This window comes from Rubrivirga halophila, assembly GCF_046845755.1.
GTDB lineage: Bacteria > Bacteroidota > Rhodothermia > Rhodothermales > Rubricoccaceae > Rubrivirga.
This window is the reverse complement of the sequence record NZ_CP177357.1, coordinates 2417686-2432837: the sequence shown is the minus strand read 5'-3', so window position 1 is coordinate 2432837 and position 15152 is coordinate 2417686. Positions and strand designations below refer to the sequence as shown.

The window sequence follows — 15152 nt, the reverse complement described above, 5'->3', positions numbered from 1 at the left end:
AGTCGGCGGACGGCGCACACGCTTGGCGCTGGCGCCCCGTTCGTGCCCTGGCGCCCCCGAGCCGGGGGCGTAGTTTCTCCGAACACGAGCCCCCCGACCGACCGGCCCCTCCGCTACCCCGCAGTCTTCGTCCCGCCTCAGGTATCGATGCGTTTCGCGCCGCCGGTCCGTCTGTGTCTCGTCGCCGCCCTGTTCGGGGCCGGCGCGCTGTCGGGGTGCCGCCCCGGCACCGCGCTGCACAGCCGTTACAACAACTTCCGGGCGTACTACAACACGTACTACAACGCCACCCGGTCGCTCGACAGCGGGGAGGAGGCGCTGCAGCGGCAGGCCGTGACGCTGGACCGGAACGCGCTCGTGTCGGTCTTCCCGGCGACCACGGCGGGCTCGACCTCGGGCCCGTTCCAGGACGCCATCGACAAGAGCGCCGAGCTGCTGCGCAACCGGCCGACCTCGAAGTGGGCCGACGACGCGCTCCTGGTCATCGGCAAGGCCTACTTCTACCAGCGCAACTTCGCGGGCGCGGAGCAGAAGTTTCGGGAGACGCTCGCGGCGGCGGAGGCCGCGGGCGACCGCCGGCTCGGCGACGAGGCCCGGTTCTGGCTCGGCCGCACGTTCGCCGCCGCCGACCGCTTCGAGGAGGGCGTGACCGTGCTCGAAGAGGGGCTGGCGTCGGAGGGCGGCGACCGCCGGTGGACGGCCCGGATGCAGCTCGCGCTCGGCGAACTCTACGCGCGCGCCGAGCGCTGGGACGAGGCCGCCGAGGCGCTGCTCGCCGGGGCGCCGGCCGAGGGCGACGCGGACGTGGCCGCCCGGGCGTACGTGCTGCTGGGCCAGGTCGAGGAGCACACGGCGAATTGGGACGAGGCGGCGGCGGCGTACGCCGAGGCGCTTTCGCGCAAGCCGGCCTACGAGCTCGGCTACGCCGCGCGCGTCAACCGGGCGCTCGTGATCGGGCTGTCGGCCGAGCGGCCGGCGGAGGGGCTCCAGATCATCCGCGACATGCGGGGCGACGACAAGAACTACGAGCGGCGCGGCGAGCTGGCGCTCGTCGAGGCCCGCCTGCGCGCGGCGGCCGGCGAGCCCGACCGCGCGTACCGCCTCTTCCGGTCCGTGCTCTACGACGAGGAGCTCAACGGGCGGTCGGTCGCCGGCGAGGCCCACTACCGGCTCGGCGAGTTCTACCGCGACCAGCGCGACGACTTCGTCCGCGCCTCGGCCCACTTCGACTCCGCCGCGACGGTCGTGCGTGCCCCGGCCCCGGAGGTCCGGCCCGCCGCCGGGGCGCTGCTCCGCGTCACCGAGCAGGCCCGCGTCTACGCGACGCTCGCGAGTGCCGCCCGCCAGATCGCCGAGACCGACTCGCTGCTCGCGCTCGGCGCGCTCTCCGAGGCCGACTTCCAGGCGCGGATCGCGTCCATCGAGGCCGAGCGGCTCCGCGTCTACCGCGAGGAGCAGCGCCGGCTCCAGGCGGCCCGGACGGCGGCCGCCTTCTCGGGCTCCGGCGGCGGCTCGTTCGACGACGGTGGGGAGGGCGTCGTTCAGCCGGGCCGGGGCACGGGCGCCACGGCCGGCACGCCCGGTACGCCGGGGCAAGGCGGTGACGTCGGCTTCCTGTCGTACCGCTCGCCGACCTCGGTGCAGGCGGGCTTGATCGCCTTCGAGCAGACCTGGGGCGACCGCCCCCTCGTCCCCAACTGGCGCCGCCGCGCGGCCGCGCAGGCGGGCGACATCGCCGCGGCGCGCGGCGTGGTCGGGACGGAGACCGGCGGGTTCGAGATCGGCGAGGGCCCGCCGCCGCTCGACATGACGCGCGTGCCCCGGACGCCCGAGAAGCGCTCCGAGCTGATCACCGACCTCGCGTCGCTCCGCTACGAGTTGGCGAACGCGTTCTTCCTCTCGCTCGGCCGCGCCGACACGGCCGCCGCGCTGTACCGCTCGATCCTGGCCGACACGCCGACCCTGCCCGTCGCCGTCCGCGCGCAGTACGCGCTGGCGGAGATCGAGCGGGCCGCCGGGCGCGACGACGCCGCACGGCCGTACTACGAGGCCGTCGCCGCCGCCGACACGCTGGCGCTGGGCCGGGCCTCGCGCATCCGGCTCGGGCTGGAGCCGCCGGACGCGCCCGCCGAGACCGAGCCTGCTGCCCCCGACGCCTCGCCCGCCTACGTCGCCGCGCGCGCGCGGTGGGCCGCTGGCGACGTGATCGGCGCCGCGACCGACCTGGTGGCCCTCGGGGATGCCAACCCCGACGCGGCGGGCGCGCCACGCGCCTACCTCGGCGCTGCCATCGCCTTGCTGGAGTGGGCCGATGGCGACACCCTGCGCCTGGCCCGGCCGCTCCCGGACTCGCTCCAGTCGCCCCTGCTGCGCGCCATCGCCGACTCCGTGTCGCGGGGCGAGGTGGTGCGGGCCGCTCCGGCTCGGCAGGCGCCGGCCGCTCGCCGGGCGCCGCGCGTCGAACCGGAGCGCCGGGCGCCCGAGGTGCTGGAGGAGATCGAGGAGCGCGTCCTCGACACCGGCAAGCGGTTGCCCGGGCGCGCCCGGCAGGAGACCGCTGCGGCCCAGCGGCCGACCCCACCTGCTCAGCCAGAGCCCGAGGCCGCCGACCCGGCCCCGGTGGAGGCCGGAGCGCCCCCCGAGGCCGCCACGGCGACACCCGAGGAGGCCGTGCCCCCGCCCACTCTGCGCGCCGTCCCCGTCGACTCGACGACGTTCACGCTCCGCCATCACCTCCAGGCGCTGGCCGCCCGTTACGCCCAGACCCCGTACGCCGCCCGCGCAAACGCACTCGTCGCCGGGCTGCCCGCCCCCGCCGTCGACACGGTGGCCAGCCCCGTCCCGCCGGTGCCGCCCGCCGCCGACCCTGCGGAGCCCGCTGCCGACAGCTTGGCGGCCGGCCCGCCACAGGCGATCGACACGGCTCCAGAGGCCGCCGACGCGTTCCCGGAGACGGGGCCGCTGCTGGAGGCCCCTGGCTTGCGGGGCGCCGATCCGGTCGAGGCCGGGGGCGACGGGTACACGTGGCAGGTCCGGTCGTTGTCGATCCCGAGTGAGGGGGGGGCGATGCTTGGCGTGCTCACCGGCGCCGGCTACCGGGCGGCCATCGTCCGAGACGCCGGCGGCGGCGCGTACGCCATCGTCATCGGCCAGTTCGCCTCCGAGGCGGCCGCGTCGGCCGCTCAGGATGCGTTGCCCGCCTGGGCGCAGCTCCGGGGCCGCGTCGTCCCCCTCGCCGACTACGAGGCCATCGCGGGGGCCGGCGTCGACGACGAGCGCCCCGCCGACGACTTCTAGACGGTCGCGCACCGACGGCTCGCGGAACCCCCTCCCGAAGGGTCGGGTACCGCCCCCCTTTGCTCTGAACGCGCGGGCAGGACCGCGCCCCCGAATGCCCTCTGTGCCCCAGAACCCCCGCGACGGCGGAAAGCGCCCCGACGGCAGCAAGCGCCCGCGCCTGTCGCTCGGGACGTTCTACCTGTTCGTCCTCATCGCCCTCCTCCTCCTCGCCGTCCAGACGTTCCTCACGGGGTCCGGCGGGGCGACCGAGGTCGACTACTCCGCCTTCCTCGAGCAGCTCGAGGCGGGCGACATCGAGACCTTCGAAGTCCAGGACCGCGTCGACATCCGCGGCACGTACACCGAGGAGGCCGTTGCCGAGGGCCGCGTGGAGGCAGCGGCGCCGGAGCCGTCGTTCGGCCGGGCGCCCGACGAGTCGGCCGCGCGCCGGTTCCGGACCACCAAGCCCGACGACCACGACCTGACCGACTTCGTCACCGGGGTCAACGAGAAGCTGGTCGCCGCCGACCGCGCGCCCGTCGAGTTCCAGGCCGACTACACGTCGTCCGTCTGGAGCGGCATCCTGTCGTGGGTGCTGCTGATCGGCCTGTTCGCCGTCTTTTGGATCTTTATCCTGCGCCGCATGGGCGGCCCGGGCCAGCAGGTCCTCAACATCGGCAAGAACAAGGCGACCCTGTTCGACCAGACCGAGGGCGCGCCGATCACGTTCGAGGACGTGGCCGGGCTCGACGAGGCCAAGGAGGAGGTCGAGGAGGTCGTCCAGTTCCTCAAGGACCCCCAGCGGTTCACCAAGCTCGGCGGCAAGCTGCCCAAGGGCGTCCTGCTCGTCGGCCCGCCCGGCACGGGCAAGACGCTGCTCGCCAAGGCCGTCGCCGGCGAGGCGGGCGTCCCGTTCTTCTCGCTCTCGGGCTCCGACTTCGTCGAGATGTTCGTCGGCGTCGGCGCGGCGCGCGTCCGCGACCTGTTCAAGCAGGCCAAGGAAAAGGCGCCCTGCATCATCTTCATCGACGAGATCGACGCCGTCGGCCGAAGCCGGGGGCGCGGCTCCATCATGGGCGGCAACGACGAGCGCGAGAACACGCTCAACCAGCTGCTCGTCGAGATGGACGGGTTCAACACCGACAAGGGCGTCATCCTGATGGCGGCGACCAACCGCCCCGACACGCTCGACTCGGCGCTCCTGCGCCCGGGCCGGTTCGACCGCCAGATCCTGATCGACCGGCCGGACCGCCGCGAGCGCGCGGCCATCTTCAAGGTCCACACGGCCAACCTGACGCTCTCGCCCGACCTCGACGTCGAGCTGCTGGCGGGCCAGACGCCTGGGTTCGCCGGCGCCGAGATCGCCAACGTCTGCAACGAGGCCGCCCTGCTGGCGGCGCGCGACGGGAAGGACGCCGTCGAGATGATCGACTTCGAGCGGGCCATCGACCGCGTGATCGGCGGGCTCGAGAAGAAGAACAAGCTCATCAGTCCCGAGGAAAAGCGGATCGTCGCCTACCACGAGGCCGGGCACGCCGTGGCCGGGTGGTTCCGCGAGTACACCGACCCCGTCGTCAAGGTGTCGATCGTGCCGCGCGGGATGGCCGCGCTCGGCTACGCGCAGTCGCTGCCCCAGGAGCGCTACCTCTACACGCGCGAGGCGCTCGTCGACCGGATGGTGATGACAATGGGCGGCCGGGTCGCCGAGGAGATCATCTTCGGCCAGATCACGACCGGCGCCCAGAACGACCTCGAGAAGATCACCAAGATGGCGTACGCCATGGTGGTCGACTACGGGATGAGCGAGGAGATCGGCTACGTCTCGTTCAACCTCTCCGGCCAGCGCGACCAGCCCCAGTTCAACAAGCCGTTCTCCGAGGACCTCGCCCGCCGCATCGACATCGAGGTCAAGCGGATCATCGAGGACGTCCGGGTCCAGACGCGCGAGCTGCTCGACGAGCGGGCCGACGACATGGAGCGGCTGGCGCAGGCGCTGCTCGAAAAGGAGGTGCTCAACGAGAACGACCTCAAGGAGGTGCTCGGGCCCCGCCCCTATGCGCGCCCCGAACATGAGGTCGGGGTGACGGCCGAGGGCGAGCCGGTCAACTTGCCCCCGGGACCGGCCTCGTCGACCCCGCCGTCGTCCGAGGGCGACGGGCTCGCGACGGACGCGCCGCCGCTCGCCGACGACGCCAGCGCCGACGCCTCGCGCGACTAGCAGCCCGTGGCGCGGGTGTCGGTCAGCGAGGATTGAGCCGAGGGCGCCGTCCCGGCCAGGGGCAGCGGCTCTACCTCCCACGTAAGCCCGCCCCGATTCGCGGCGGGGCCGGGTGCCCGTCGGCCGACGCGAGCGGGGGGGGGGGAGGGCGCCGGCCGCTCGCTAGCGAAGGACGGTGAACGTGCCCGAGGTCACCTCGGCCCCCGCGCGGACGCGGTAGAGATACGTGCCCCGGCCCAGCTCGGTCGTCTCGACTCTCAGCGCGTGCGAGCCCGCCGGGTAAGCCCCCGTCGTCGTCTGGACGAGGCGCCCGAGCGTGTCGTACACCTCGGCGGTCACGTCGGCAGGCGTCGGGAGGTCGACCCGCAGGGTGGCCTTGTCGCGCGACGGGTTCGGGGTGACGCGGGCCGCGAACACGAGGGGGAGGCCAGTCCGCGCGGCCTCGGCGGGGGCGAGGGTGGCCTCGGGCGTCGGGGCCCACGTCACCGAGACCGTTTTAAAGGCCTCCGTCATCTGGCCGGCCGCGTCCTCGATGGAGACCGCTATGAGGACCGTGCCGTGGTCCGGCAGGGTGGCGCTCAGGCGGTCGTCCGAGCCCCCGTCGCGAAGCGTCTCGTCGCACGTCGAGGTCGGGACGGCGCCGTCGTCGGGGTCGTTGGACGGCTCGCAGGTGTAGCGCCAGCTCCACCGATACGTGAACGGCGGCGTCCCGTGGCGGGTGTGGACCCGCCACGCTGCGGCAGCGCCGGCCTCGAGACTCCCCGCGCCCGTGACGAGGGCCCGGATGTACGGCGCCGAGCGGTCTGGGGCCTCCCGGCCGAGTTGGTCGAGCACGAACGCCTCGATGCCCTCGGTGACGAACAGGTGCGGCTGATTCTCCGGCCCGACGCCGCTGTCGAAGTACAGATCGTCCGCTGTGAGGATGGCGTCGAAGGGGGTGCGCCGCTCGGTCGTGGTGCGGTCGATGGACCTGGAGAGGTCCTGCCGCCGGAACGTGGAAGCGACCAACGTCTCGCGCGAGCCGCCCCGGGTGTTCCAGTCGAGGGCGCTCGCGGTCGGGACGAACGCGTGGCGGGCGGCGTCGACCCGCACGTCGTAGTAAGCGCCGGCACCGAGCCAGGTAAAGGCGAGCGTGCCCAGCAGGGACTCGCGTGTGTCGCGGCCGCCGGTCCGCTTGCGGATGACGCTGTAGGTCTCGGTATAGCTGCCCGGGACGATATCGTAGGGGTTGGGGAGCGCGAGGGTGCTCTGCTGGGCCGTGGAATAGATCGGGACCCCGAGGAACCGGGTTACGTCGCGGCGGCGATAGACCTGCGCCGTCCCACCGGGCGCCGGCGCGTTCTGGACCTTCAGTTCGATCCGCGTGCCGAAGGCCCCCCAGAGCAGCGAGAGCCCGGCCTCGACCAGCAACGTCTGCTCGGCGGGCTGCATCCGCTCCACGCCGTTGCGGTCGTTGGGGTCACCCTTGATTTGCCGGCGTCCACGCCCGTTGCCGTTCGAGATGGCCACCCGACGCAACTGCTCCGGGTAGTCGCCGACCGCCATGAGGTCGTCGTAAAAGTCCCGGCGGATCCGCGTCCGCACGGCGCGGGGGTCGGAGGCGTTCACGTCGGCACCGGCCCAGAAGGTGAGGAGCTGCTGGAGCGCCGGACCATAGAGCCGACGCTCGACGAAGTCCGGCCCGTCGGCATCGGAGGCGTAGAGCGCGGACACGTCCAGGACGCGGTCGAGAACGGCGTAGAGGTCCGCCAGCAGCGTTTCCAACCCGACCGGCATCAGCGCGCCCTGGTGGGGCGTGTCGTAGGAGACGAACAGGCCGACGCCGTGGTCCTCGCCGATCGACTCCATGTACGCCAGGCCGTACCGGGCCACCAGCCCGCCCATGCTGTACCCGATCACCCCCGCGATCTCCTCGCCCTGCGAGTTTCTGTCGACCTCCGTCTGCACACGCCGGAGAAGGTCCACGAGCGCGAGCCCGTTGCGCTGGATGTAGTCGTGGGAGTCGGCGTAGTCCATGAAGACCAGGTCGTAGCCGGCCTCTAGCAGCGCCTGGTCAAACTCGACGACGGGGCCCGTCGTCTCGGGGTTGTCGAACTGGACGAGCTGGCGGTAGAGGTCGTCCAGGCCCGCGTCCTCCATCGAGTCGTACCCGCCGACGATCACGATCGGGCGGCGGAGCCGACCCGAGAAGTTGTACGGGGAGTAGACGACGCCGTAGTCGTAGTCCGCCGACTTTCGCCCGTGGTAGTGGTCGTTGATCGTCGCGTAGCGGCGCCGGGGGCGCCAGCGGAGAGACGGCTCCGGGGTGACCCCGCACACGATGCGGGACCACGCGAACTCGACCGCCCGAGTGGCACAGGCCTCGGCCGGGCTCGCACCCACGCTGCTCTCCAGCGCCCCTGCCCGGGCCGGCCCGGGCTCGCGGACCTCCAGTTGGAAGGCCGCATGGCGCGTGGCCCCGCCGACGACGGCGGTCAAGCGGATCCACTTGGTGCCCGGCGTCGCAAACGAGACCGTGAACGGCTGGTCGAGCGCGACGGTTTGGGTCGCGCCTCGCTTCCCGGCCAACACCTCCACAAACGCGGGGCGGGCCCAGCCCGCCGGCACCACGAACAGGTTGCGCGGGAGGACGAGCGTGAGCGTGGCGCCGACCGCCACGGGCCCGTGGAGAGCGGCCGAGAGGTCGCCGCCGTAGAGCGCGCCCGCCGCAAAGACGGACGCCTGCTGGTAGGGGCTCGCGGCCGAGAAGCCGTCGGTGTCGGGGCGGTAGAGCTGGGGCGTGGGGCCGGACTCGTCGACGAGCAGCCGGCCGTCGTCGACCGCCGCTTGATCGATAAAGTCGAACGGCTGCCAGACGACCGCGATCGGGAGCTGGCGGCGGGCCCGGAAGGTGGCCGCCGTGGCCGCGAGCGCCTCCGCCGAGGGCATCGAGCGGACGTCCTCGGCGGCCGTCCGCATCTGACCGTAGAGCACCTCCCACTGGAGCGGTCGCAGCGGATCGGCCTCGGGCGTGCCGTCCTGCCGCCCCGGGTCGAGGAAGATGGCCCGGCGGTTGGCCAGCACCCGCGTCTGGGTTTCCGAAAGCGCCAGCCGCTCGTAGGGGGCGTCGAAGTCGCTCGGCGACTGCGCACGCACCGCCTGCGGGGCGGCCACGACGGCCAGAGACAGGGCGAGTCGGAGGAGGCGCAAAGACATCAAGGACAGAGTACGTCGCGCGCGCGTGGATGTGCGCGGTGTGTGCGTGAAAACATAGGCCTCCCTCCCCAGGGGGTCTTGGTGCAAACGGACTACCCTATGGCGTGACGCAAAAGGGGCAGGCCGCGGCGGCTGAGAGGAGAGGGCGGAGGGCTGGCGAGCTCCGTGTGGAGGCAATGGTAAACCTGGTACTCTGAACTAGACCAGTGGTCGGTCTGCACAGAAGCTTCGCCCTTTGGAGGGCGCTGGAGCCGTTCCGCCTCGCCTTTGTGAAGGTCCCGGCATTGGGGTCGGCCCTGGTGCCGGGTACTTTGTGGGTCCTGACTCGCCGCGCGGGATTGCCCCGCGCCCCACCCGCCCGCACCGCCGTGCCTACGATCAACCAACTCGTCCGCAAGGGCCGCACCCCGAAGCGCAAGACCTCCGGGGCCATCGCGCTCCAGGGCAACCCGCAGCGCCGTGGCGTCTGCACCCGCGTGTACACGACGACGCCGAAGAAGCCGAACTCCGCGCTCCGCAAGGTCGCCAAGGTCCGCCTCACCAACGGCTACGAAGTCATCGCCTACATCCCGGGCGAGGGCCACAACCTCCAGGAGCACTCCATCGTGCTCGTCCGTGGCGGCGGCGCCAAGGACCTCCCGGGCGTCAAGTACCACATCGTCCGTGGCGCGCTCGACACGGCCGGCGTCGCCGACCGTCGCCAGAGCCGCTCGAAGTACGGCGCCAAGAAGCCCAAGTAGTACGTCGGTTTCCCCCGCGGACGGAGGCGCGGCGCGCTCTGCGCCGCCCCGCTCGCGGACCCACCGAATACCCGACCTACCGACCTCCCGACCCCATGCGCAGGAAGCAAGCAGAAAAGCGGATCCCCACGCCGGACCCGATCTACGGCGACGTCACCGTCGCCAAGTTCATCGCCGCCGTCATGCGTGACGGCAAGAAGTCCGTGGCCCAGGGCCTCGTCTACGGCGCCTTCGACCTGGTCGAGGAGCGCATCGGCGAGCCCGGCGTCGAGGTCTTCCGCCAGGCGCTGACGAATGCGGCCCCCCTCGTGGAGGTCCGCAGCCGCCGCGTCGGCGGCGCGACCTACCAGGTGCCGATCGAGGTCCGCCCCGAGCGCCGCACGTCGCTGGCGTTCCGCTGGCTCCTCCAGTACGCCAAGTCGCGCGGCGACAAGTCGATGGCCAACCGCTTGGCGGCCGAGCTCATCGCCGCCTCGCGCGGCGAGGGCGGCGCCGTCAAGAAGAAGGACGACACGCACCGCATGGCCGAGGCCAACAAGGCGTTCGCCCACTTCGCCCGCTTCTAACCAGACCGTCACGGGCCCTTCTGCCCCCGGCAGAGGCCGGCCCGTTCTCTCGGCTCCCCCCACCGAACCGACGACCCTCATGTCCGACATCACCGGCAAGACCTACTCGCTCACCAAGACCCGCAACATCGGGATCTCGGCGCACATCGACGCGGGCAAGACCACGACGACCGAGCGCATCCTGTACTACACCGGCAAGACGCACCGGATCGGCGAGGTCCACGAGGGCGGCGCCACGATGGACTGGATGGAGCAGGAGAAGGAGCGCGGCATCACCATCACCTCGGCCGCGACCACGGCCGAGTGGAAGGACCACCGCATCAACATCATCGACACGCCCGGCCACGTCGACTTCACGGTCGAGGTCGAGCGCTCGCTCCGCGTGCTCGACGGGGCCGTCGCGCTGTTCTGCTCGGTCGGCGGCGTCGAGCCCCAGTCCGAGACGGTCTGGCGCCAGATGGACAAGTACCACGTCCCCCGCGTCGCGTTCGTCAACAAGATGGACCGGACGGGCGCCAACTTTGAGAACGCCGTCCAGATGATGAAGGACCGGCTCGGCGCGAACGCCGTGCCCGTCCAGATCCCGATCGGCGACGGCGAGCTCTTCCGCGGCCACATCGACCTGATCTCCAACAAGGCGTTCATCTTCGACGACGCCACGCAGGGCTCGACCTGGGACGAGGTCGACATCCCCGAGGACCTCAAGCCGACGGCCAAGAAGGCGCGCATCGTGCTGCTGGAGGCGGTCGCCGAGCACAACGACGAGCTCCTGATGATGTACCTCGAGGGCGAGGAGCTCCCGGTCGACGTCGTCAAGGCGACCGTCCGCGAGGCCGTCATCTCGATGGACATCACGCCGGTCTTCTGCGGGTCCGCCTTCAAGAACAAGGGCGTCCAGCAGCTGCTCGACGGCATCATCGACTACCTCCCCTCGCCGCACGACGTGCCGCCGATGGAGGGCCACAAGCCGCGGACCGAGGAGATCGTCACGCGCGAGGCCGACCCGGAGGCGCCGTTCGCGGCCATCGCCTTCAAGATCGCGACCGACCCCTACGTCGGCCGCATCACGTTCGCGCGCGTCTACTCGGGCACGCTCAACAAGGGCGACGCGCTGATCAACGCGACGACGGAGAAGAAGGAGCGCGCCGGTCGCCTCCTGTTCATGCACGCCAACACGCGCGAGGACGTCGAGTCGGTCAAGGCCGGCGACATCTGCGCGATCGTGGGGCTCAAGGACACCAAGACGGGCGACACGCTCTGCGACCCCAACGCGCCCGTCGTGCTGGAGGCCATGGACTTCCCCGAGCCGGTCATCAAGATCGCGATCGAGCCCAAGACCAAGGCTGACATCGACAAGCTCGGCGTCGGGCTCCAGAAACTCGCCGAGGAGGACCCCACCTTCAAGGTGACCTCCGACGACGAGACAGGCCAGACCCTGATCGCCGGGATGGGCGAGCTCCACCTCGAGATCATCGTGGACCGCCTCAAGCGCGAGTTCAAGGTCGAGGCGAACGTCGGCGACCCGCAGGTCTCGTACCGCGAGGCCATCCGCAAGACGGTCGACCACACCTACACGCACAAGAAGCAGTCCGGCGGCCGCGGCCAGTTCGCGCACGTCGAGATCGAGTTCTCGCCGGCCGAGCCCGGCACCGAGGGGCTCGAGTTCATCGACGAGATCAAGGGCGGCGCCATCCCCAAGGAGTTCATCTCCTCGGTGGAGAAGGGCATCCGCAGCGCGCTCGGCCAGGGCCCGCTCGCGGGCTACCCGATGGAGGCGATCAAGGCCCGCCTCTACGACGGCAAGTTCCACAACGTCGACTCCGACCAGCTCTCGTTCGAGATCGCCGGCCGGATGGCGATGCGCGAGGCGACGCGACGCGCGAGCCCCGTCATCATGGAGCCGATCATGAAGGTCGAGGTCATCACGCCCGAGGAGTACATGGGCGACGTGATCGGCGACCTCTCGTCCCGGCGCGGCCGGATCGAGGGCATGGGCCAGCGCGGCGACGCGCAGGTCGTCGACGCCTTCGTCCCGCTGAGCGAGATGTTCGGCTACTCGACCGACCTCCGGTCCAACACCCAGGGCCGGGCCATCTACTCGATGCAGTTCGACCACTACGAGCAGGTCCCGGCGGCCATCGCCGAGGAGATCGCCGCGGCCGGCAAGGCCGCCGCGTAGCACACACACGCACGCTGTCGCCGAGCGCCAGCGCACCGACTCACAACCCAGACCAAGAGAACAATGGCTAAGGAGCAATTCCAGCGGACGAAGCCCCACGTCAACGTGGGCACCATCGGTCACGTCGACCACGGGAAGACGACGCTGACGGCGGCGATCACGAAGGTGCTCGCCGAGAAGTCGGGCGGCGTGGCCAAGGGGTTCGACGAGATCGACAACGCGCCCGAGGAGCGCGAGCGCGGGATCACGATCGCGACGGCCCACGTCGAGTACGAGACCGAGGCCCGGCACTACGCCCACGTCGACTGCCCCGGCCACGCCGACTACGTCAAGAACATGGTGACGGGCGCGGCCCAGATGGACGGGGCGATCCTGGTCGTCGCGGCCACGGACGGGCCGATGCCCCAGACCCGCGAGCACATCCTGCTCGCCCGCCAGGTCGGCGTGCCGTACATCGTCGTGTTCATGAACAAGGCCGACTTGGTCGACGACGAGGAGCTCTTGGAGCTCGTCGAGATGGAGGTCCGCGAGCTCTTGGACTCGTACGAGTTCCCGGGCGACGACCTGCCGGTCATCCAGGGCTCGGCGCTGGGCGCCCTCAACGGGGAGCCCGAGTGGGTCGCCAAGGTCGAGGAGCTCATGGCCTCGGTCGACGACTACATCCCGACGCCGGAGCGGGCGGTCGACCAGCCGTTCTTGATGCCGGTCGAGGACGTGTTCTCGATCACGGGGCGCGGGACCGTGGTCACGGGCCGGGTCGAGCGCGGGCAGATCAAGGTCGGCGAGCCGGTCGAGATCGTCGGGATCCGGGAGCCGAAGATGACGTCGACGGTGACGGGCGTCGAGATGTTCAGGAAGCTCCTCGACTCGGCGCAGGCCGGGGACAACGCGGGGATCCTGCTCCGGGGGATCGAGAAGGACGCCGTCGAGCGGGGGATGGTGCTCACGAAGCCGGGCGCGGTGACTCCGCACCGGGAGTTCGAGTGCGAGGTGTACATCCTGTCGAAGGACGAGGGCGGCCGGCACACGCCGTTCTTCAAGGGGTACCGCCCGCAGTTCTACTTCCGGACGACCGACGTGACGGGGGACATCGAGCTGGCCGACGGCGTCGAGATGGTGATGCCCGGGGACAACACGCAGTTCACGGTCAAGCTGATCCAGCCGGTGGCCATGGAGCAGGGGCTCCGGTTCGCGATCCGCGAGGGCGGGCGGACGGTCGGCGCCGGCGTCGTCTCCAAGATCCTCGACTAACGCACACACGGACGGAGCGGCCGTCGGGACCTTCCCTGACGGCCGCTTCCGCCGTACTCACCCAGCCTGACTCATGGCGAACCAGAAGATCCGGATCAAGCTCAAGTCGTTCGACCACACCCTTGTGGACAAGAGCGCTGAGAAGATCATCCGCACGGTCAAGTCGACCGGTGCCGTCGTGAGCGGGCCGATCCCGCTCCCGACCCGCAAGAAGATCTACACCGTCCTCTCCGGGCCGCACGTCGACAAAAAGGCGCGCGACCAGTTCGAGACGCGCGATCACAAGCGGCTCATCGACATCCTGTCGACCTCGTCGAAGACCGTCGATGCCCTCATGAAGCTCGAGCTTCCGAGTGGCGTCCACGTCGAAATCAAGGTCTGATCAGACTCTCTTAGCCGGCGCCCGCGCCGGCCCCACGCTTAACTAACCCCAGGTTCAATGAGCGCGATTCTCGGCCGCAAGGTCGGCATGACAAGCGTCTTCGATGACTCCGGACGGCAGACCGTCGTCACGGTGATCGAGGCCGGCCCCTGTGCCGTCACCCAGGTCAAAACGCCCGACACGGACGGCTACAGCGCCGTCCAGATCGGCTACCAGGACAAGAAGGAGAAGCACACCACGAAGGCCATGCAGGGCCACTTCGAGGCCGCCGGCGTCCCCGCCAAGCGCCACGTCGTGGAGTTCCGCGGCGTCGACTTCGGCGACGTGACGCTCGGCGACGAGATCACGGTCGAGGCGTTCGCCGAGGGCGACCGCGTGGCCGTGACCGGCACGTCCAAGGGCAAGGGCTTCCAGGGCGTCGTCAAGCGCCACAACTTCAAGGGCGTCGGCGACGCCACGCACGGCCAGCACAACCGCCAGCGGGCCCCGGGCTCGATCGGGCAGGCGTCCGACCCGTCGCGTGTCTTCAAGGGCACCAAGATGGGTGGCCGGACCGGCGGCGACCGCGTGACGCAGAAGAACGTCCGCATCGTCCGCACCTTCCCCGACAACAACCTGATCCTCGTCAAGGGGGCCGTGCCCGGCCACAAGAACGGGATCGTTGAGATCCGCAAGGCCTAGATCCATGAAACTGACTGTCTACAACCGCGAGGGCGCCGAGGCCGGCCGCACGGTCGAGCTCGACGACGCCGTCTTCGGCATCGAGCCGAACGACCACGCCATCTGGCTCGACGTGCGTTCCATCCAGGCCGCCGGCCGCCAGGGCACGCACAAGACCAAGGAGCGCGGCGAGGTCTCGAAGTCCCGCCGCAAGCTGTACCGCCAGAAGGGCACGGGCAACGCCCGCGCCGGCGATGCCAAGAGCCCGCTCCGCAAGGGCGGCGGCACCATCTTCGGGCCCAAGCCCCACGAGTACAAGGTCCGCGTCAACCTCAAGACGAAGCGGCTCGCCCGGCGCAGCGCCGTCGTGCACAAGCTCAACAACGACGCCTTCCGCATCGTCGAGGACGTCCAGCTGGACGTGCCGAAGACGAGCGAGGTCGCCGGGATGCTCAAGAACAACGGCGGCGGCAAGGCGCTCGTCCTGACGAACGGTCGCGACGACGTGTTCTTCCGCTCGGCCCGCAACATCGCCGGCATCAAGGTGCTCGCGGCCGACCAGGCCTCGACGCTCGACCTCATGAACGCCAAGACGATCCTCCTCCAGGAGGGCGCCGTCGCGTCGTTCACGGAGGCCCTCCGTCCCCCGACGAAGGCCACCGCCACCGACACCGACGCCTAG

10 protein-coding genes are annotated in these 15152 nt (G+C 70.9%); 9 read left to right on the top strand and 1 reads right to left on the bottom strand.

The features are described 5' to 3' along the window. The first annotated feature begins 147 nt into the window (after positions 1-147). Together ACLIRP_RS10780 and ftsH are read left to right on the top strand one after the other, a co-directional pair. Positions 148-3297 carry an SPOR domain-containing protein gene (locus ACLIRP_RS10780; RefSeq protein WP_412060452.1) on the top strand — a complete coding sequence of 1050 codons (3150 nt, stop codon included), beginning with the start codon at positions 148-150 and terminating at the stop codon, positions 3295-3297. Between the two features lie 94 nt (positions 3298-3391). Then, a complete protein-coding gene (ftsH, locus tag ACLIRP_RS10775) occupies positions 3392-5497 on the top strand; it encodes an ATP-dependent zinc metalloprotease FtsH (RefSeq protein ID WP_412060451.1) in 2106 nt (701 codons plus the stop codon). A 162-nt stretch (positions 5498-5659) separates the two neighbouring features. Here ftsH and ACLIRP_RS10770 read toward each other — a convergent pair whose 3' ends face one another. Then, the gene (locus tag ACLIRP_RS10770) at positions 5660-8692 is read right to left on the bottom strand and encodes a T9SS type A sorting domain-containing protein (RefSeq protein WP_412060450.1); all 3033 of its coding nucleotides are present in this window, start codon (positions 8690-8692) and stop codon (positions 5660-5662) included. 368 nt (positions 8693-9060) lie between these two features. Here ACLIRP_RS10770 and rpsL point away from each other — a divergent pair, with 368 nt between their 5' ends. The 7 genes from rpsL (at position 9061) to rplD (ending at position 15152) form a co-directional block, all read left to right on the top strand. Further along, entirely contained in the window at positions 9061-9432 is a 372-nt protein-coding gene (rpsL, locus tag ACLIRP_RS10765; RefSeq protein WP_412063707.1) for a 30S ribosomal protein S12, read from the top strand. A gap of 95 nt (positions 9433-9527) precedes the next feature. After that, on the top strand, positions 9528-9998 hold the full coding sequence (rpsG, locus tag ACLIRP_RS10760) for a 30S ribosomal protein S7 (protein WP_412060449.1): 471 nt from the start codon (positions 9528-9530) through the stop codon (positions 9996-9998). 79 nt (positions 9999-10077) lie between these two features. Continuing rightward, positions 10078-12177 (top strand): elongation factor G, encoded by a 2100-nt coding sequence (fusA, locus tag ACLIRP_RS10755; RefSeq protein WP_412060448.1) that lies wholly within the window; start codon positions 10078-10080, stop codon positions 12175-12177. Between the two features lie 63 nt (positions 12178-12240). After that, a complete protein-coding gene (tuf, locus tag ACLIRP_RS10750) occupies positions 12241-13428 on the top strand; it encodes an elongation factor Tu (protein ID WP_412060447.1) in 1188 nt (395 codons plus the stop codon). A 73-nt stretch (positions 13429-13501) separates the two neighbouring features. Continuing rightward, on the top strand, positions 13502-13810 hold the full coding sequence (gene rpsJ / locus ACLIRP_RS10745) for a 30S ribosomal protein S10 (RefSeq protein ID WP_412060446.1): 309 nt from the start codon (positions 13502-13504) through the stop codon (positions 13808-13810). A gap of 57 nt (positions 13811-13867) precedes the next feature. Next, positions 13868-14491 (top strand): 50S ribosomal protein L3, encoded by a 624-nt coding sequence (gene rplC, locus ACLIRP_RS10740; RefSeq protein ID WP_412060445.1) that lies wholly within the window; start codon positions 13868-13870, stop codon positions 14489-14491. A 4-nt stretch (positions 14492-14495) separates the two neighbouring features. Next, complete coding sequence (rplD, locus tag ACLIRP_RS10735; RefSeq protein ID WP_412060444.1) at positions 14496-15152, top strand: 50S ribosomal protein L4; 657 nt, start codon at positions 14496-14498, stop codon at positions 15150-15152.